We start from the raw sequence: 19,916 nt of genomic DNA, 5'->3' as shown, positions 1-19,916 counted from the left end.
TATTCCGGTATTTAGGTTCTGATATGAAAAACTACCTGATACAACTGCTGGAGTATGAACATTGGGCGAACCGGTCGGTGATTGACGCATTAGAGATGGTTGAGAGCCCACCGGCCCGGGCGGTGCAGCTCATGGGCCACATCCTGTCGTCGCAGCAGGTCTGGATGGGACGTTTCACGGGTGAACATGCCTATGTGGCGATCTGGGAAGAGATTCCAGTGGTCTGGATGACCGAAACAGCCGAGCGCAACTACAACCGATTACGAACTTACGTGGAGCATCAGCCGGAAGACGCCCACCTCAAACCGATCGCGTATACCAACACACGGGGGCAGGCGTTTACCAGCACACTCCAGGAAATTCTGACCCACCTCAGCCACCATGCTGCTTACCACCGGGGGCAGGTAATCCAGCTTATTCGCCCGCTGGTTCAGGAAGTGCCCGCTACCGACTATATTGTCTGGGCCAGACGGGATCAGGTTTCCTGAGGTTTAGCCGGACTTGTTTGTATATTTGAGGTAAATGGTCGGGTGTTATGATACTAAGTTCGCGTACGTTTGAGGGGCCGGGTTGGCTGAAGTTACCAGACCGGGTGATGCGCATGACGGATGAAGAGTTTTTCTTCTTTTGTCAGGAAAATCCGGACTTCAAATTTGAACGCGACCCGCAGGGGAACATCTTAATTATGGCGCTGACTGGCGCCAATACTGGCAAGCGCAATACAGAATTGCTTACCGATTTAAACCTCTGGAATCGTTCTGCACGTAATGGCGTAGTATTTGACTCATCCACTGGTTTTAAGCTGCCCAATGGAGCCACCCGCTCGCCGGATGCTGCCTGGGTTAGTATGGCCCGCTGGAATGCCCTGACGGCTGAGCAGCAGGACAAGTTTCCACCCGTCTGCCCGGACTTTGTGGTGGAGCTCATGAGCGAATCCGACAATTTGAAGGACGCTACCGACAAAATGCAGGAATACCTGGATAACGGCTGCCGCTTAGCCTGGCTCATTAATCCCAAAACCGAGCAAGCCCGTATTTACCGCCCCGATGGCTCCGTGCAGGTAGTGCAGGGTTTTGAAAATCGGTTAGCTGGTGAGGGCGTTCTGCCTGGCTTTACATTCTATTTGGGGGTGCTTCGGTAGTCTTAGGGTGAACTTTGTTATATTTTAAGGGAGTACTCTCTTCTCCAAAAAAATATCGTATTATAATATTTTTATTTCGCTTGAGTTGAGGCTTTGTTGCATTGCTCCTTGGGCTGGTTGGCTTGTCGCGTAGCAACTCCATGTTTGTAGCATCCAACAACCAGGTAGGTCCCAGCGTGCCGTAGGTACGCCACAAGCTAGCCTGTTTAAGTAGCGTACCTACGGCACGCCAGACACGGCCCGGCACCTAAATGCTATAAATATAGTGTCGCTACGCGACAAGCCAACCAGCCCAAGGAGCAATGCAACAAAGCATTAAACAAGCATAGAGCATAACTTCTGCAAAGTGCCGTAATTAATTCAAAAAATCAGCGAAAACGTACTGCCTTGGCCGGGGGTGGAGATGGCTTTGAGCTGCCCGCCGTGCAACTGCATGATCTGGCGTGATAAACTGAGACCAATGCCGGAGCCGGTCTTTTTGGTAGTGAAGAAGGGAATGAAAATCTTCTCCAGCGCTTCCGGCTCAATACCGGGTCCGTTATCGGTAATCCGGATGGTAGTCCGGCCATCTGTGCTATTGGCGTTGATATGAATTTCTTTGCCTTTGGCGTGGCCGTTGAAGCTCTCTACGGCGTTCTTCACCAGATTGAGCAGCACCATTTCGATTTGTTCACCATCGGCATAGATGGTGATGGGGGCGGGTAGCGGTTCAGACTTCAGAATAATCTGCGCTTTTTGTAAATCGGGTTGCACCAGGTGAATGACGTTTTTCAGCAGTTCATCCACCGATACCTCCCTGAAGCGCGGCTGCGGAATGGCCGTAAAATTCCGGTAAGCCTCGACAAAGCGCATGATGCCCCGGCCCCGGTGTTCAATTGTGCTCAGGGCTTCGCGCAAGTCGCCGACCGATTCCGCCGGCGCTACCCCATCCGATAACTCCATGTCAACAATATCCTGCATGGTGCCTACCAGCGACACAATGGGCGTGACCGAGTTCATGATTTCGTGGCGGAGTACCTTCGTCAGGTTCTGCCAGGCTTCCAGTTCTTTTTCCTGTAGCTCTGTCCGGATGTTCTGGATGGACGATACCGTAATGGGCCGGCCCCGCAGCCGGACCGTTGCGCACCGGATGGAGAGTTCCTGCTCCTGACTGGTCTGATAGATGGTGGGTTCGCCCGCCTTGCCGGTACGCAGTATTTCTTCTAATCGCGGGTGAACGGCGTGCAGTTCGCTTAGGTTTCGCAAGCGGTAAATTCCCAACAGACGTAACGCAGCCTGATTTATCAGCTCCACATTGCCCGATGCATCAAACGACAGCAGCCCCACACTTACGTTCTGAACAAACGTATTCAGGTAGTGCAGGTTGGCTTCTTTCTCGGCGCGGGCCTGCCGGAAAGCTTCCAATACTTCGTTGAACTGCTGGTTCAGATCCCGGAAGCTGCCGCCCAGCTTATCATCGGCTTTAAACGCTACGGCAAAGTCTGAATACCGGACCGACTCCAGAAACCGGGTCAGTTTGCGGTTGGTGCTGGTGACGTAGTTGTAAAGGCTAAGGAACAAGGAACAAAAAATAATAAACAGGACTACGATCAGCAGCGTACTGTATTGCTGAATCCAGCCATACATAATGCCGCCGATAACGATGCTGATTAATGCCAGCCGCCAGATTATACCTACACTAAAGCTCCTCATTGTTATCAGAAATAGACGCTGGATATTGGACTTTGGACTTTAGATATACTCCACTGTGCGTCAAGGCGTTTACAAACTCGAAACCACCGGGCAACCCCACCCCGGTAGCCCCACCATAACTCATCATTTTTAACTCATCACTCTTAACTCCCCTCACATTCCATACTTCTCCATCCGCCGGTACAGCGCCTGCCGCGACAGACCCAGTTCGCGGGCAACCTCGGTGATGTTGCCGTTGAACTTCGCCAGCGCCTTCTGAATGGCACGTTTCTCCAGATCCTCCAGTTGCAGGTTTTCGCGGAATGGCGCTTCGGTAGCGGCCGGGGTGGCGCTGAAGAAGAAGTCTTCCGGCTGTAGCGTATTGCCCCGCGCCAGAATAATGGCCCGCTCGATGGCGTGTTGCAGTTCGCGCACGTTACCGGGCCAGGGATACTGCTGCATCTGCTTCACCAGCGCCGGGCTCAGAGAATTCACCGGCCGGTTGTACTGCTTGCGGTACTGCTTCAGGAAGTGTTCAGCCAGAGGCACAATATCTTCGACACGCTCGCGCAGGGGCGGCAGGTCCAGCTCAATGGTGTTAATCCGGTACAGCAAATCCTGGCGGAAGGTTTTCTCGGCCACCCGCTGGTAGATGGGTGAGTTGGTGGCACAGATAAGCCGCACATCAACCGCTTTCGGCTTGTTGGCCCCGACCCGCGTCACCATCCGCTGCTGCAGCACGGTTAGCAGCCGGGCCTGCTGTGGTTGGGTAATGTTGCCAATCTCGTCCAGGAAGATAGTACCGCCGTTGGCTTCTTCAAAGCGGCCGGCGCGGTCGTCGCGGGCGTCGGTGAAGGCTCCGCGTACGTGCCCGAAGAGTTCACTTTCGAACAGCGTCTCGCTTAACGCACCGAGGTCAACGCTCACGAACGGCTTGTCGCGCCGGTGCGAGCGCTGGTGAATGGCCCGCGCAATGAGGTCTTTACCGGTGCCGTTTTCGCCGAGGATCAGCACGTTGGCGTCGGTTTCGGCGATCCGTTCGATGGTGTCGAACACCTGGCGCATGGCCGGGCTATTGCCGATGATGTTCGGCAGGTTACCGGATTTAGTCGCTTTGCCATCGGCCTTATCGAGCCGTTGCTGACGAGCCTCCAGCACCGATTTCAGGGTGCCGAGCAGTTTGTCGTTTTCCCAGGGTTTGAGAATAAAATCGGTAGCGCCGGACTTGATCGCCCGAACCGCCATCTCTACATCCCCGTAGGCGGTAATCAGCACAACGGCAATCTGCGGATTAATATCCAGAATCCGGTCGAGCCACAGAAAGCCCTCGCGGCCGCTGCTGTTATCCCGCTCAAAATTCATGTCCAGCAGCACCACATCGTACTGGGTGTTATTGATCAGGAACGGAATTTTTTCGGGGTTCTTCTCAATATCGACCTGTCCGAAATGACGTTTCAATAACAGACGGGCTGCACTCAATACATCAACATCATCATCTATAACCAGTATTTTAGACATATCTTTAAATTGTACACAGCTATCAGACTGTGCGTTGGCAATGTGGTGGAAGTTCTTGGTTTGCTCCGGGTAATCGGCAAAATACAACGTAGTGTGCCATACCCGGTACAAAAGGTGTACCTATTTAGCAGGAGTGTTCATTCTCAATAAATTGCAAGATAAGACATTTTCGGCGGTGTCCGTTTTCGGACGCATTTTTGTCCGCATCTGGACAGAATTATTCGTTGTTGTGCTTGCAAGCTATTGATAATCAATATGTTTTTAGGCTGGCACGGCAATTGGCATTTATTGGTTCAGCGAAGAAATGGTAATTTAGTATTTCTGAGCTGCTCAACTGTAATCCGACAACTCATCAATTAAGTAATACTTTCATAATGGACCGCGTCTTACCAAAACGATTCTGGACGTCACAACGCATCGCTTTCACCATCGGCGGGTTGCTGCTGGCGTCTTTACTGGTGTATAGCTTTTTGCTGGCCGACCACCGTTCTAAACTCAATGTTGAAAAAGATAAAATCACCGTCTCCACCGTTTCTGAAGGCCCATTTGAAGAATTCATTGCCGTTACCGGCGTTGTTCAGCCGCTGAAGACCATCCGGCTTGATGCGGTAGTGGGTGGGTATGTGACCCAGAAACTGGTTGAAGGGGGCAGCATGGTCGAGAAAGGACAAATTCTGCTTCGCCTGGAAAATCAGACGCTGAAGCTGAACTTCCTGCAATCGGAGACGGAAGCCAACCGACTGGTGAACGATTTACAGAATACCCGGCAGCGGTTGCGCGTTGAGCGGTTTACGCTGCGTCGGAGCCTCTCAGAATTAGATTACAACCTGGACCAGGCCAAAGATACCTACGAGCGTCAGGCCAAACTCTTTAAGGATAAAGCCATACCCGAGCAGGACTATCTGACCGCCAAACGTACCTACGAGCGGCTGCAGAAGCAGCGTGAGATCGAAGTGGAATCGCAGCAGTATCAGGAAGAAAACGCCAAGCTTCAAATCAAACAACTGGAAGGCACCCTGGCCCGCACCCAACGAAATGTAGCGCTGTGGCAGCAAACGCTGGAAAACCTGGTGGTACGCGCTCCGGTATCGGGTCTGCTGTCGACGATGGATGTTGAAGTAGGCTCGAACATCAATCAGGGGCAGAACATCGGGCAGATCGACGATATGGATGGCTTTAAAATGCGCGTCGGTATCGATGAACACTACATCTCCCGCATCTTCCCCGGCCTGAAAGGGTCGTTTGAGTTCGGCGGTGGTACGCATGAACTGGAAATCAGCCGGGTGTATCCCGAGGTACGGAACGGCCGCTTTGAGGTAGATATGATCTTCGCCAAAGGGGCACCGAACGGCATCAAGCGCGGGCAGTCATCACCCATCCGGCTTGAATTAGGCAAAGCCTCAAAGGCGACGCTGCTGCCGGTAGGTGGTTTCTTCTCCGACACGGGTGGCAATTGGGTCTACGTGGTTGACCGGTCGGGCAAGCGGGCCGTGAAGCGGAACATTACCCTGGGCCGCAAGAATCCTGAATACTTTGAAGTGCTGGAAGGCCTGGAGTCGGGCGATCAGGTGATTACCTCTTCGTATGAGAACTTTGGCAATAATGAAGTATTAGAGTTTTAATCATTCATACACCAATGATACGTACCAATAACCTACAGAAAATCTTTACGACCGAAGAAGTAGAAACTACCGCGCTGCACGGCATTAACATGGATGTTCAGGACGGTGAGTTCGTGGCCATCATGGGCCCGTCCGGTTGCGGCAAGTCAACCCTGCTGAACATCTTAGGCCTGCTCGATAACCCCAGCGAGGGCGAGTATCATTTCTACGGCACCGAGGTTTCCAAAATGTCGGAGCGGCAGCGGGCGCAGCTCCGCAAAGGCTCAATCGGTTTCGTATTCCAGAGCTTCAACCTGATTGACGAGCTGACGGTGTATGAAAACGTTGAACTGCCGCTGCTGTACCTAAAGGTAGATGCCGCCGAGCGGAAAGCCCGCGTGGAAGAAGCCCTCACGCGCATGAACATCATGCACCGGCGTAACCACTTCCCGCAGCAGCTGTCCGGCGGTCAGCAGCAGCGTACCGCCATTGCCCGCGCTGTAGTGGCCAAGCCCAAGCTGATCCTGGCCGATGAACCGACGGGTAACCTCGATTCGGCCAACGGCGAGGAGGTGATGAAGCTCCTGTTGCAACTCAACGAAGAGGGTACCACCATCATCATGGTAACGCACTCGCCCTATGATGCCGGCTTTGCGCATCGCATCGTCAACCTGTTCGACGGTAAAGTTGTAACCGAGAATTTCCACGTATAATATTGTCGTTGTGTGGGGCGCCCCACACAACGACATATCCACACCATCATGTTCCTTAACTACCTCAAAATTGCGTTTCGTAACCTGCTGAAGCATAAGGTTTATGCAGCAGTGAATATTGTCGGTCTATCCGTCGCCTTCGGCGTTTGCCTGCTGCTGTTCCTAACGGTCTACCACGAGTTTTCCTACGACACCTTCCACGCGAACGGAAATACGCTGTACCGGGTATATAACCAGATCGGGCCCGACCAGAAAGGGACGGTCCTGATGGCTCCGTTTACGCCGGCTGTTCAGAAGGAGTTTCCCGGCGAGGTACGCCGAATCTCACGGATTGTGGATGCCGGTGGACTGGTTCGCGTAGGCGATAAGGAAGTAGGAAAAAACATCCGGCTGGTAGATCCGGATTTTCTGCAAATGTTCACCTTTCCGCTGGTGAAGGGCGATGCTGCTACGGCACTGAACAGCCTGAGCAGTGTGGTACTGACCGAGAGGGTAGCTACCGATTTGTTCGGCAGTGCAGACCCCGTCGGAAAAACGGTTTCGCTGCTGCTGTCGGATAAATGGCAGCCGTTTATTGTATCTGGTGTGTTAGCCAATCTGCCGGACAACTCCAGTATCCAGTTCGATGTGCTGGGGCGCTTTGAGCTAACCCCAAATTATCAGGCAAGCAAAAATCAGTGGGATAACCAGTATCATTCGGTTTTTCTGCAATTGAACGAAAAGGTGACGGAAACCGCTTTTGAACAGCGGCTGCGGCCATTTACCAGCAAGTATCTGGCCCAGAATCTGCGCAACTTAAAACGGGACGGTTCACAACCCGACGAAAATGGTGATCTTGAAAGCTTCCGGCTGCTGCCCATGCGCGACATGCATTTTAACGCCGAGGTTGGTGGTGACACCATTTCAGCAATCAAGCCGGTTTATTTGTATCTGCTGCTGGTGATTGGGGGACTGATACTGCTGATTGCCTGCATTAACTTCATTAACCTGTCGACGGCCCACTCGCTAACCCGCTCCAAAGAGGTGGGAATGCGGAAAGTGCTGGGTGCGCTCAAAATGCAACTGGCGTTTCAGTTCTGGGGCGAAGCACTCATTATCTGTCTATTCTCGCTGGTGCTGGGTGGGCTAATGGCGTTTGGTTTGTTATCTGAGTACAAAAAACTGTTCAATAATTCGCTGTCACTGGCTTCTTATAAGGACCCGGTGGTCCTGCTGTCGATACTCGGTATCTTTCTGCTGGTAACCATACTGGCCGGCGGCTATCCAGCGCTTTTCATGGCACGGTTCAACACCATAGAGGTACTGAAAGGTAAAATTTCGGCCGCCCGGAGGTCTGCTTCCAGTGCGGGTGGGTTACGTAATACGCTGGTGGTCGTTCAATTTGCCATTGCTACGCTCCTGATTGTCTGTACACTGGTGGTCTGGCAGCAGATTTCGTTTCTGCGCAGCATGCCGTTGGGTTACAACCAGAACCAGGTGGTCAGTATTCCGGTGGGTAGTGGGGTAAATGGCCAGAAAGCGTTGGATCTGATGCGCGATAAGCTGGCTCAGCAGCCGCGTATCCTGAGCATTACCGGCACCAGCCGAAATCTGGGCCGGGGTACCGACGGGTCTACCTATACCTCTATCATTGGTTTCGATTACAAGAACCGGGGCGTGCGTTCGCACTGGCTCCGCGTCGACTATGACTATGTGAAAACCCTGGATCTGAAACTGCTGCGTGGCCGGGATTTCTCCCGCGAGTTTGCGACCGATACCGTTACTGCCGTGGTCATCAACGAAGCGATGGCCAAGCAACTGGGAGAGAAGAATCCAATTGGAACGCTGCTGAACATTAATGATGGTGAACCGCCAAAGCAGGTAGTGGGGGTAGTGAAAAACTATCATTTTGAGTCGCTGAAGCAAAGCATCAGTCCAATCAGTTTCTTTATCGACAAGGACTGGGCGGTCAACTACATCTTTGTCAAGATTGCGCCGGACAATGCGCCGGCTACGATGGACCTCCTGAAGAAAACCTGGGCCGAAGTAGCCCCGAAAGCAACGTTCCTGGGCACCTTTTTAGACGAAAACACCAACCGGCAGTACCGTTCAGAGGAGCGGATGTCGCAGATATTCATGAGTGCCGCCGTGCTGGCCATCATCCTGTCGTGCATGGGGCTGTTTGCCATTGCAATTATGGTAATGACACAGCGCACCAAAGAAATTGGTGTGCGCAAAGTGCTAGGGGCCAGTGTGTTCAGCATTGTTGCCCTGCTCTCCCGCGATTTCCTGAAACTGGTGCTGGTGGGTATCATCATTGCCTCCCCGCTGGCCTGGTGGGGCATGAGCCAATGGCTTCAGGAGTTTGCCTACAAAGTTGATATTCAGTGGTGGGTATTCGCCCTGGCGGGCCTGCTGGCCGTGCTGATTGCCTTCGTAACGGTGAGCTTCCAGAGTATTAAGGCTGCGTTGAAGAATCCGGTGACCTCACTCCGTTCGGAGTGATGAATTAAGACGGGACCGCCCGGCGGTTAAGAGTCTAGAATTGTTGGACAACTGGTGATTCTTAACTCATAACCGCCGGGCGGCCCCGTCTTAACTCTTAACTGCAATGCTAAAGAACTACCTGAAAATCGCCTGGCGGAATCTGCTGAGGCATCCGACTACGACCAGCATTCACCTGCTGGGGCTTACCCTGGGGCTGACGACTTGTCTGCTGATTCTGCTGTTTATCCAGAATGAGTGGAGCTACGACCGGCATCACCAGCTCGGTAACCGTATTTATCGGGTCAACCAAATCCAGACGACGGGTGAGGAGGTGGAGCGGTCGGGTACAACACCGTATCCGCTGGCACCGGCCATGCGCCTTGACTTTTCCGACTGGCAGACAATCACCCGCATTCACGCAGACCGGGATGTGTCCGTCGTGATTTCGCGGGAGAAGATTCTGCTGGAAGACAAGGTGTTGTTTGCGGAGCCGGAACTCCTCGATATGTTTGACTTTGAGATGGTGACCGGCAACGGCCGGGCAACGCTGGGTCAGCCTAATCAGGTTATACTCACGGAGAGCACGGCCCGGAAGTATTTCGGCACGACCCCGGCGGTTGGCAAAACGTTTCGCCTGGACAACCGGGTGACCGTGCAGGTAACCGGTATCATGCGCGACATGCCGTCGCAATCGAACCTGAACGCACGTATGCTGGTGTCGTTTGCCACCATGAAAGATTATTTCCAGCTCGGTATTGACCAGTGGGGCGTACGCTCCGGGGGTAGCGTGTTTGTGCTGCTGCCCGAAGGCAAGACGCCGGAGCATTATACCGCCCGGTTAGCGGCTAATAGCCGCAAATACTTTGCCGATCGCAAAGGGGAGAAAAACGAGCTAGTGCTTCAGCCTTTGCACGACATTCATTTTAATCCCGATTACCAGGGTAGCGAATTCTCACCGCCCATTGCACCTACGTATATGTACGTCTTTGGAATTGTGGGACTGTTTGTGCTGCTGATTGCCTGCGTCAACTTTATCAATATGTCTACCGCCCGCGCCATGACCCGCGCCCGTGAGGTAGGGGTGCGTAAGGTAGTGGGGGCAACTCAGAGCCAGCTGGTGCGGCAGTTCCTGAGCGAAGCGTTCTGGCTGGCGGCATTTTCGGCTTTACTGGCGCTGGTGCTTAGTTATAGCCTGCTGCCGCAGGTAAATGATTTTCTGCAAAAGCAGATTGCCTTCCGGTGGGCGGAAGTTATAGGCCTGCTGGTGATCCTGGCGCTGCTGACCACCGTGTCGGCGGGGGGGTATCCGGCGTTTTTCCTGTCGCGCTTCAAACCGGTGCGGGTGCTGAAATCCCTGGCTGAACCGGGTCGGAGTGGACAGGGCTGGCTGCGGCAGGGCCTGGTGGTGTTTCAGTTTACGATTTCGCTGGTGCTGGCCGTAGGGGTGCTGATTGTCTACCGGCAAATGAATTACTTCCGGCAGAAAGACCTCGGCTTTAACCGCGACGCCCTTGTAACGGTAGGCATCCCGCAGACGAAAAACCTGGCACCTATCGCGCAGGAACTACGGCAGATTCCGGGCGTTGACCATGTCTCGTTTGCGCTTGGGGCTCCTACCTCCGGCAATAACTTTGGCACCGACATGCGGCCTGACCCCGCTAATCAGGAGAAAAAGATAAGCATTGCGCTCAAAATTGCCGATGCTGATTACCTGGAGACTTACGGACTCAAACTGCTGGCGGGCCGTTTCCTTGACCACAGAGATACCCTGGCCATTGCCCAACGTGTTCCGGAAGAGCAACGGCGGTATGTGTTTGTGGTGAACGAGAACGCCGTAAAGGCGCTGGGGTATTCGCGACCCGAGCAGGCCCTGGGTCGTAAAATCAGCGTGGGCCTGAATAACATTGAAGCCGAGATCGTCGGTGTGGTCAAAGACTTTCATACCAGCTCACTCCGCGACCCGATTCAGCCGATGGTGATGCTGAACTTCCCGTATTTCTACCGGAGCATAGGGATAAAGCTGCACACCAGTAACTACACAGCCGCCATGGCAGCCATTGAGCGCGTCTGGCGCAAGTTCTATCCGGACGATTATTTCGATGCTGAGTTTCTGGATCAAAGCCTGCAGGAGCAGTACGAAGAAGAAATGCGGCAGTTTACCCTATTACGCATCTTTGCCGGCTTAGCTCTGATTATCTGCTGCCTCGGTCTTTGGGGCCTGGCTACCTTCGTTATCGAACGGCGCACCAAGGAAATCGGCGTCCGTAAAGTATTAGGCGCTTCAGTACCCAGCCTCGTCTCGCTGCTTAGCCGCGACTTTCTGAAACTGGTGTTCATTGCCATTCTGATTGCCACGCCCATTGCCTGGTATGCCATGGACCAATGGCTTCAGAATTTTAACTACCGTATTGGGCTCGAATGGTGGGTGTTTGGGCTGGTTGGCGTCATGGCGATAGCAATTGCCTTCCTTACTGTCAGCTTTCAGAGTATTAAAGCAGCGTTGATAAACCCGGTTCGTTCGCTTCGCTCAGAATAGCAAAAGGAGTATCTGTTCCTTTTTCTGCCCCTTGCAAACGGCAAACCCAGGATCAATAATCTAACCAACCAGTCAACCAGATGCTACGGAATTATCTGAAAGTGGCTGTCCGCAGCCTGTTCAAAAACAAGGTGTACGCTTTCACCAATATGTTGGGCTTGACCATTGGCCTGGCCGCTTTTGGCCTTATTAGCCTGTACCTCTACGACGAATGGCGGGTCGACCAGTTTCACGACAAAGGCAACCGGATTTACCGGGTGCTGACGAATACCCGCGTCAAGGGCGAGGCTGGCATTAACAGCACCGTAGGCCGTCCGCTGGCGCAAAAAATTGAGGCCGAGGTGCCCGAGGTGGAAACTGTAATACCGGTGAGGACAACCAGCCTGGCCATTAAACACAACAATCAGTATTTCTACGAAAAAGAGCTGTATGCCGGCGAACACTTCTTAGATGCGTTTTCTTTCCCGCTGATTGAAGGCGATCCGAAGACCGCTTTACGTGAGCCGTATTCGCTCGTGCTGACGAAGACTGTCGCCCGCAAGTATTTTGGCGCAGGCTCCCCGTTGGGAAAGGTGCTGATGCTGGGCGATACATTGCCTTTCAGAGTAACCGGCATTCTGGCTGAGCCGCAACCCTCGCACATGGATTTTCAGGTGCTATTGTCGCTTTCTACGTTCTACGCGCTGGGCGGTGACCGTACGCCCTGGTTTACCTGGGATGAAACCTGCTATGTGCTGCTGCCGGAGAAAGCCAATCGGGCCGCTGCCGAATCGAAGATTTCCGCGCTGTCAATGCGGTACAATGGGCAGGAGTACCGCAACAATGGCTACGAGGTAACGCATACGCTGGAGCCGGTAACCGACATTTACCTGCACTCCCGAGCGGGCGGTCTCAACCGGGCTACCGGTAGCGCCAGACAAGTTCAGATGCTGGGCCTTATCGGTCTGTTCATTCTGCTGCTGGCGTGCAGCAACTTTGTGAATCTGACCACGGCCCATCAGGGCGAACGGGCCAAAGAAGTAGGGGTTCGTAAAACCATCGGAGCGTCTTATCAGGCGGTAGTTGGCCAGTTTATCGGTGAGTCGCTGTTGCTGGCGGTGCTGTCGGGTATCCTGGCGTTGCTGGTTGTGGGGCTGATGCTGCCGTTGTTGAATGAGCTCACCGAAAAAACGATTACGGTAGCACTACTGCGGCAACCCGTACCGTTGCTGGTGATTTTGGGCTTTGTGCTGTTTACGGGCGTATTGGCCGGTTGGTACCCGGCGCTGGTGCTGGCGCGGTTTAGGCCGGTCGACACGCTGAAAGGGAAGCTGGTTGCTACGCCGAAAAGAGCCTGGCTGCGGCAGGGGCTGGTGGTGTTTCAGTTTACGGTGTCGCTGGTGTTAATCATCAGCACACTGGTAGTCAGCCGGCAGCTAACGCACATGCAGAACCAGGCACTGGGCTTCAACAAAGAGCGGGTGCTGGCGGTGGAACTGCGGAAGACACCCCGCCGGGAGTTCATCGACAACTACGAGAGCATTAAGCAGCAAACGAAGGCTTTGCCCAACGTGCAGACCGTTGCCGGTGTTGCTGCACTGCCTGGCCAGTCGGGCTGGGACGGGCAGTTGGTCTGGGTCGAAGGACGGCCGCAGGACCAGGCCGTTACGCTGGAAGTCATACCAGTGGACCATGATTACGTAAAAACGGTTGGGCTGAAAATCCTGCATGGCCGCGATTACTCCCAAGCCTTCAGCACCGATGCGACCAGTGGCGTATTATTGAACGAAACCGCCTGCCGCGCCTTTGGCTGGAAACCGGCAGAAGCAGTCGGTAAGAAACTAAGCACCGCCGGGCTGGACGGCGGACAGGTGATTGGCGTACTGGCCGATTACCACCAGCATGGCTTGCAGGAAAAGATAAAGCCGGTGCTGACCTTCATTGCTCCGTACGCGTTTCGCTTTCTGGCTTTACGTCTTGGACCCGGTAACTTATCGGCTTCCGTAGCCCAGGTAGAGCGATTCTGGAAAGCCCGCTTCCCCGGTTACCCATTTGAATACTGGTTCCTCGACGAAGATTTCGACCGGCAGTACAGAGCCGAGCAGCGGCTGGCCCGTATTTTCAGTGTTTTTGCCAGTCTGGCCATTCTGATTGCCTGTCTGGGCCTGTTTGGCCTGGCCACCTTCACCGCCGAGCGCCGTACCAAGGAGATCGGGATCCGGAAAGTGCTGGGCGCATCGGTACCGAGCCTTGTCTCGCTGCTCAGCGTCGACTTCCTGAAACTGGTGCTGGTCGCGATTCTGGTTGCCAGCCCCATTGCCTGGTACGCCATGAACCGCTGGCTGGAAGACTTTGCCTACCGCATAGATATGCCGTGGTGGATATTTGTCGTCGCCGGCCTGGGCGCAGTACTGATTGCTTTTATTACCATAAGTTTTCAGAGCCTTAAAGCAGCGTTTTTGAATCCGGTGACGTCTTTGAAGAACGAGTGAAGAGTTAAGAATGAAGAGTTATGAGTTAGCTGGCGCAAGCAATTCTTAACTCATAACTCTTCATTCTTAACTCTTCACTCCCCATGCTCCGCAACTACCTCAAAATCGCCATCCGCAACTTGCTGCGGCACAAGAGTTTTTCGGTTATCAACATTGTCGGCCTGTCGGTCGGGGTCGCGGCTTGCCTGCTGATTCTGCAGTACGTCAGCTACGAACTGAGCTTTGATAAGCTTCACATAAAAGGCGACCGGATCTATCGGGTTCGGCAGGACCGATATAATGATGGGGTGCTGAGTACGCAGTGGGCGGGTGGGGCTTTTGCCGTCGGTAACTCGTTCAAAGACGCGTTTGCGGAGATTGAGGATTACGTCAAGCTGGTGAAGTCGCGGGCCATGATTGCCACCAACGGCGACGAGCGGCTGAAGATCGAAAAGGTGTACTGGGCTACGGCCTCGTTTCTGACGGTCTTTTCGTATCCGCTGGTGCAGGGCAATCCCGCAACGGCGCTGGCAGAACCCAATACGGTGGTTATTACCGAAACGGTGTCCCGGAGGCTGTTCGGTAACCGGAACCCGATAGGCAAAACCATTCAGCTCAATGAGGAGCAGGTGTATAAGGTAACGGGGGTGCTGAAAGACCTGCCGGCCAACACGCACCTGAAAGTAGATATGCTGCGGTCCTACGTAACCTTTGTCAATCAGATAAAGGCGCGTAATAAAGATGGCAGCGGGCCCGAAACTGCCTGGCAGTGGGATGGCTGCCTGACGTACCTGCTGCTCCGCCCCGGCACCAATCCTAACGCGCTGGAAGCCAGGTTTCCGACGGTGGTTGACAAACTGGCCGGCGAAGACCACAAGAAGTACCGGTCGGCCGCGATTTACCTGCTGCAACCGCTCAGGGATATTCACCTCTACTCCCACTACATGGAGGAAGCCGAACCCAACGGCGACGGCACTACGGTTTACCTGCTGCTGGGCGTGGCATTCTTCATCGTTATCATTGCCTGGGTCAATTACATCAATCTGGCCACGGCGCGGGCCATCAACCGGGCCAAAGAGGTGGGCGTTCGCAAGGCGGTGGGTTCGCAGCGGACTCAGCTCATCCGGCAGTTTATGATGGAATCGGCCCTGCTGAATGGGCTGGCTGTAATTTTGGCGCTGTTGGTGGTATTAATAGCCATTCCGGTATTCAATAACCTGTCGGGGCAGGAACTGGCGCTATCGCTATTTGGGAACGGGAGCTTCTGGCTGACGTTAGCAGGCCTGTATATAATCGGGGTTTTCTTTTCCGGACTGTACCCCGCGTTTGTGTTATCCGGCTTTAACCCCATAACGGTTCTGAAAGGCAGAGTCAGTGCCTCCCGGCAGGGCATCTTACTCCGCAAGGGACTGGTAGTGTTCCAGTTTGCGGCTTCGCTGTTTCTGCTGGTGGGTACGTTCGTGGTGTTCCGGCAGATTCAGTTCATGCGGGAGCAGTCGCTGGGCATTAATATTGACCAGACGCTGATCATTAATCCACCGATTATTAAGAGTGACTCCACATTTTTGCGGCAGATGATGGCGTTTAAGGAAGAACTGCTTCGCCGGCCGGCCATCCGGCATATCGCTGCGTCGACCGTGGTGCCCGGTGAGCCGTCGGGCTGGAATGCGGGCGGTATCCGGCTGAAGGGCACCGCCGAGAGTGATGGTAAACAATACCGCGTTATTGGTGTCGATTATGACTTCCTGAAGACGTACGATCTAAAACTGCTGGCCGGCCGAGACTTCGCCAGGGAGTTTGGCACCGACCCCAAAGCAGTTATTTTTAATAAAATGGCCGCTCAGCACCTGGGCTTTGCGCAGCCCGAACAGGCCATTGGTAAAGAAATCGACTTTTGGGGCGAAATCTTCACCATAGTGGGCGTAACGGACAACTTCCACCAGCAGTCGCTTCGGGATGCGTATGAGCCGCTGATTCTGCGTCTGATTCCGGATGTACGCGGGTATTTTTCGGTCAAGATGGCTTCGGGTGAAATTCGTAGCACCGTCGACCAGGTGCGGGCGGAGTGGAACCGATTTTTTCCCGGCAATCCCTTCGAATATACGTTCCTCGACGACCGCTTCAATGCTCAGTACCGCGCCGATCAGCGATTTGGGCAGGTATTTGGGTTATTTACCGGCTTAGCCATTTTGGTGGCCTGTCTGGGTTTGTTTGGCCTGGCGTCCTTCACTACTGTTCAGCGGACCAAGGAGATTGGCATCCGAAAAGTGCTGGGGGCATCGGTGCCGGAAATCCTACGGTTGCTTTACAAGGAATTTGCGCTGCTGGTCCTGATTGCATTTTTGGTGGCTACGCCCATCGCCTGGTACGCTACCGGTCAATGGCTGCAAGGGTACGCTTTCCGCATTACTCCGGAGTGGGACGTATTCGTACTGCCGTTTGCGGTTGTCCTGTTGATTGCCCTGCTCACCGTCTCTTTCCAGACGTTAAAAGCTGCGCTGATGAATCCGGTGAAGAGTTTGCGGACGGAGTAGTTTATGTACGGGTCAGCCTCTGGCTGGCCCAGCCGTCAGGCTAAAAATGCGACCACAGGGTTAGCCGCTAACGCGGCTGGGCCAGCCAGAGGCTGACCCGTACATAGGCGCTGTCCATTTCAGTACGCCTGCTGTCCAAAAGCGGACAATAGTTGAATACGCAAGCTTTTTGTCTGTTGATAAACAGCGTGTTGCGTAAATGGCACTGCATTTGTCCGACATTATCGTATAAAATAGTACAGGCATGAAACGAGCCTTTTTGGGAGAGTTTGAAGAAGTGGTTCTGCTAACCGTAGCTGTTCTGGACGAAGAAGCTTATGGCGTAACCGTCACGCAGGAGATTGAGCAGAAAACCGGTCGTTCGGTTGGCTTCAGTACGGTGCATACAACGCTGCAACGACTGGAAGAGAAAGGGTATCTATCTTCCCGGATGGGCGGGGCTACTGCCGAGCGGGGCGGTCGCCGGAAACGCTACTTTACCGTAACGGCCGCTGGGCGAAAGGCCCTGTTCGAAGTCAAACAGGTACGCGAGGAACTGTGGCGGGCGCTACCTTCGCAGACGCTGCAACTGATGGGGATTTAACACGGACCGCTTATGAAAAATGCAAAGGCGGAACATCCCCAACCACCCCGCTGGGCCGAACGACTACTAGTCTGGTGGGGTCATCCTGATACGCTGGAAGAGGTACAGGGCGATCTGCTGGAACTTTATTACCATTGGGTACAAACGATAGGGGAGAGGGAGGCAAACCGGCGCTACTGCCTCAGTGCGTTACGACTGCTACGACCCTGGGCTAAACCCAAACAATCATCCGAGTATCCACAACCTCTTTTCTTAAGTCCTGATATGCTACGCAATTACCTCACCATCGCCTGGCGGACCCTGTCCCATAACAAGGTGTATACCCTCATCAACGTCATTGGTCTTAGTATCGGTTTGGCGGCCGCCATGCTGATTATGCTCTACACCAAAGATGAGGTCAGCTACGATCAGTTTCACGCCAATAACCCGAACATCTACCGGATTACGACCAGGGACATTACGCCTGAAGGAACACTGGAGCGCGTAGGAGGGAATACCGGTTATTTTCAGGGGCCTGTATTCTCGGCCGGTGCGCCGGAAATTCTGTCGTTTGTGCGGTATCAGAGCGGTCGGCAGGATATGAAACAGGGCACTGAGGTGAAAAGTCAGGAGGTGTTTTTAGCCGACACCAATTTCTTTTCCGTATTCTCTTTTCCGCTGTTAAGCGGCAGCCCCAAAACGGCACTACAGCAACCCAAATCGGCGGTCATCTCAGCCGATATGGCTCAGAAGCAGTTTGGGACAACCGATGCCGTAGGAAAGGTCCTTTTTCTCAAAGATACCCGAGGGGAAAACAGCCGGTTTGAGCCGTATACCGTAACGGCGGTTGCCCGGAACAGCCCGCAGAACTCCTCCATCAAGTTCGACGTGCTGCTGCCACTCATTGTACCGAAGGAAGAAATGGAAAACAAAACGAACTGGTTCAACATTTTCCTGAACACGTTTGTGCTGCTCAGGCCGAATACCAACATAAGCCGGGTTGAATCCAAGCTAAACCAGATTTACGTGGCTGATGCGGGCGAAACCATCAAACAGATGTTCGATAAGTACGGCATCAAGAACAGGGTGGAGTACGCGCTCCAGCCGTTCACGGATATGCACCTGAACAAAGACCTGCCCGCCGATAACGGATTGCGGGATAGCAGCAACCCCATATACGCCTACATTCTGACTGGTATTGCGCTGTTTATTCTGGTCATTGCCTGTATCAACTTTGTCAACCTGACCGTAGCCCGATCATTGAAACGGGCGAAGGAAATTGGCATTCGGAAAGTAGTAGGTGGCGGCCGAACGCAACTGACGCTTCAGTTCCTGGGTGAGTCGTTCCTGCTGTGTTTCTTCGCGTTTGCCTTCGCGCTTATTCTGGTCCAGTTAGTGCTGCCTACGTTTAACCAGCTTTCCAACAAAGCACTGGCACTCTCGTACCTGTTCGATGCCAAATTGGTAGCCGGCTATCTGGGGCTATTCCTGGTAACGGGGCTGCTGGCTGGATTCTATCCGGCGCTGGTGCTGTCGAGCTTCAATCCGGTGCAGACGCTGTACAGCCGGTTCCGTTTGTCGGGCCGGAATTATCTGCAGAAGTCGCTGGTGGTGCTACAGTTCGCCATTGCTTCGTTTCTAATTATCGGTACACTCACTATCTACGCGCAATTCGATTACCTCACGACCAAGAGCCTGGGCTACGATGACACCCACGTGATTAGTGTCGAAAAATCGGGCCTGACGCGTAGCGAAGCGAAACTGTTCAGGGAGGAGCTGCTGAAGAATCCGACTATTGTGTCAGTCGCGCTTAAGAACGGCGGCTTTTGGGGTACGGTAGCCAAAATAAACGGCGAGACGCAGCAGAACTTTACCTACGAAACGGTCGACCCTACTTATCTGCCCCTATTTAAGATACCCATCGTAAAAGGGCGTAACTTTTCAGCCGACTTGCCGACGGACTCTACCCAATCCGTGCTGGTCAACGAAACGTTTGTGAAAAAAGCGGGGTGGAAGAACCCACTCGGACAGGTGGTCAACTTCTGGTATAATAACGAGCAGTATCGAGTTGTTGGCGTCGTGAAGGACCACCACTACGAATCATTAAACCGGGAAATTGACCCGCAGTTATTTACGATGAAGCCGGCTAATGACTACGGCAAAGTCTTTATCAAGATTAAGCCGGGGTCGGAAACCGCCAGCCTGAACCATATCGAAAAAACGTTCAAGAAACTGTTTCCCATCAATCCGTATGCCTACAGATTTCTGGATGAGGAAAACCGCAGCCGGTACGAAGCGGAGGCCAAATGGAAGCAGATTATGCTGTTCGGGGCCATCCTGACCATCTTTATTTCGTGCATTGGTCTGTTCGGACTCGCTACCCTCTCGGCCGAACGGCGTACTAAGGAAATTGGTATTCGTAAGGTGATGGGGGCTTCGGTGTCGAGCATTGTACAACTGCTGTCTTCGGACTTCCTGCACCTGGTCGGCTTCTCGTTTGTCTTCGCCTTTCCGGCGGCCTGGTATGCCATTAGTGCATGGCTGGAAAACTATCCGTATCGCATCGACATCAGCGTCTGGACGTTTGTGTCCGCAGCGGTTATGTCCATCGTCATCGCTTTGATGACGGTTAGTTTCCAGAGCATCAAAGCCGCATTGATGAACCCAATTAGTAGCTTGCGGTCGGAGTAATGTACGGGTCAGCGGGACGCGGACCCGTACAGG

Annotated in this window: 12 protein-coding genes; 10 read left to right on the top strand and 2 right to left on the bottom strand. The window is 53.6% G+C overall.

Annotated elements, in window-relative coordinates; all coding sequences use genetic code 11:
- Window positions 1-23: 23 nt before the first annotated feature.
- Together ABD931_RS17850 and ABD931_RS17845 are read left to right on the top strand one after the other, a co-directional pair.
- Complete coding sequence (locus ABD931_RS17850) at window positions 24-488, top strand: DinB family protein (protein ID WP_345269213.1); 465 nt, start codon at window positions 24-26, stop codon at window positions 486-488.
- A 47-nt stretch (window positions 489-535) separates the two neighbouring features.
- Complete coding sequence (locus ABD931_RS17845; RefSeq protein ID WP_345269212.1) at window positions 536-1,141, top strand: Uma2 family endonuclease; 606 nt, start codon at window positions 536-538, stop codon at window positions 1,139-1,141.
- Between the two features lie 360 nt (window positions 1,142-1,501).
- On the opposite strand, the gene ABD931_RS17840 is transcribed toward ABD931_RS17845, so the two are convergent.
- The gene (locus ABD931_RS17840) at window positions 1,502-2,833 is read right to left on the bottom strand and encodes a sensor histidine kinase (RefSeq protein WP_345269211.1); all 1,332 of its coding nucleotides are present in this window, start codon (window positions 2,831-2,833) and stop codon (window positions 1,502-1,504) included.
- Between the two features lie 153 nt (window positions 2,834-2,986).
- Window positions 2,987-4,330, bottom strand: a complete 1,344-nt coding sequence (locus tag ABD931_RS17835; protein ID WP_345269210.1) for a sigma-54-dependent transcriptional regulator — start codon at window positions 4,328-4,330, stop codon at window positions 2,987-2,989.
- A 374-nt stretch (window positions 4,331-4,704) separates the two neighbouring features.
- On the opposite strand from ABD931_RS17835, the gene ABD931_RS17830 reads away from it, so the two are divergent.
- From ABD931_RS17830 to ABD931_RS17795, 8 genes are all read left to right on the top strand, one after another.
- Entirely contained in the window at window positions 4,705-5,952 is a 1,248-nt protein-coding gene (locus ABD931_RS17830; protein ID WP_345269209.1) for an efflux RND transporter periplasmic adaptor subunit, read from the top strand.
- A 14-nt stretch (window positions 5,953-5,966) separates the two neighbouring features.
- Entirely contained in the window at window positions 5,967-6,644 is a 678-nt protein-coding gene (locus tag ABD931_RS17825) for an ABC transporter ATP-binding protein (RefSeq protein ID WP_345269208.1), read from the top strand.
- Window positions 6,645-6,692: 48 nt separating this feature from the next.
- Window positions 6,693-9,128 carry an ABC transporter permease gene (locus ABD931_RS17820; protein ID WP_345269207.1) on the top strand — a complete coding sequence of 812 codons (2,436 nt, stop codon included), beginning with the start codon at window positions 6,693-6,695 and terminating at the stop codon, window positions 9,126-9,128.
- A 106-nt stretch (window positions 9,129-9,234) separates the two neighbouring features.
- Entirely contained in the window at window positions 9,235-11,646 is a 2,412-nt protein-coding gene (locus ABD931_RS17815; protein ID WP_345269206.1) for an ABC transporter permease, read from the top strand.
- A gap of 80 nt (window positions 11,647-11,726) precedes the next feature.
- The gene (locus ABD931_RS17810) at window positions 11,727-14,117 is read left to right on the top strand and encodes an ABC transporter permease (protein ID WP_345269205.1); all 2,391 of its coding nucleotides are present in this window, start codon (window positions 11,727-11,729) and stop codon (window positions 14,115-14,117) included.
- Between the two features lie 83 nt (window positions 14,118-14,200).
- Window positions 14,201-16,630, top strand: coding sequence for an ABC transporter permease (locus ABD931_RS17805; RefSeq protein WP_345269203.1), 2,430 nt, complete (start codon window positions 14,201-14,203; stop codon window positions 16,628-16,630).
- 244 nt (window positions 16,631-16,874) lie between these two features.
- A complete protein-coding gene (locus ABD931_RS17800) occupies window positions 16,875-17,213 on the top strand; it encodes a PadR family transcriptional regulator (RefSeq protein ID WP_345269202.1) in 339 nt (112 codons plus the stop codon).
- A 12-nt stretch (window positions 17,214-17,225) separates the two neighbouring features.
- Window positions 17,226-19,883 carry an ABC transporter permease gene (locus ABD931_RS17795; RefSeq protein ID WP_345269201.1) on the top strand — a complete coding sequence of 886 codons (2,658 nt, stop codon included), beginning with the start codon at window positions 17,226-17,228 and terminating at the stop codon, window positions 19,881-19,883.
- The last annotated feature ends 33 nt before the right edge of the window (window positions 19,884-19,916 follow it).

Source organism: Nibrella viscosa (genome assembly GCF_039541875.1).
GTDB lineage: Bacteria > Bacteroidota > Bacteroidia > Cytophagales > Spirosomataceae > Nibrella > Nibrella viscosa.
This window is presented reverse-complemented; position numbering and strand designations above follow the sequence as displayed.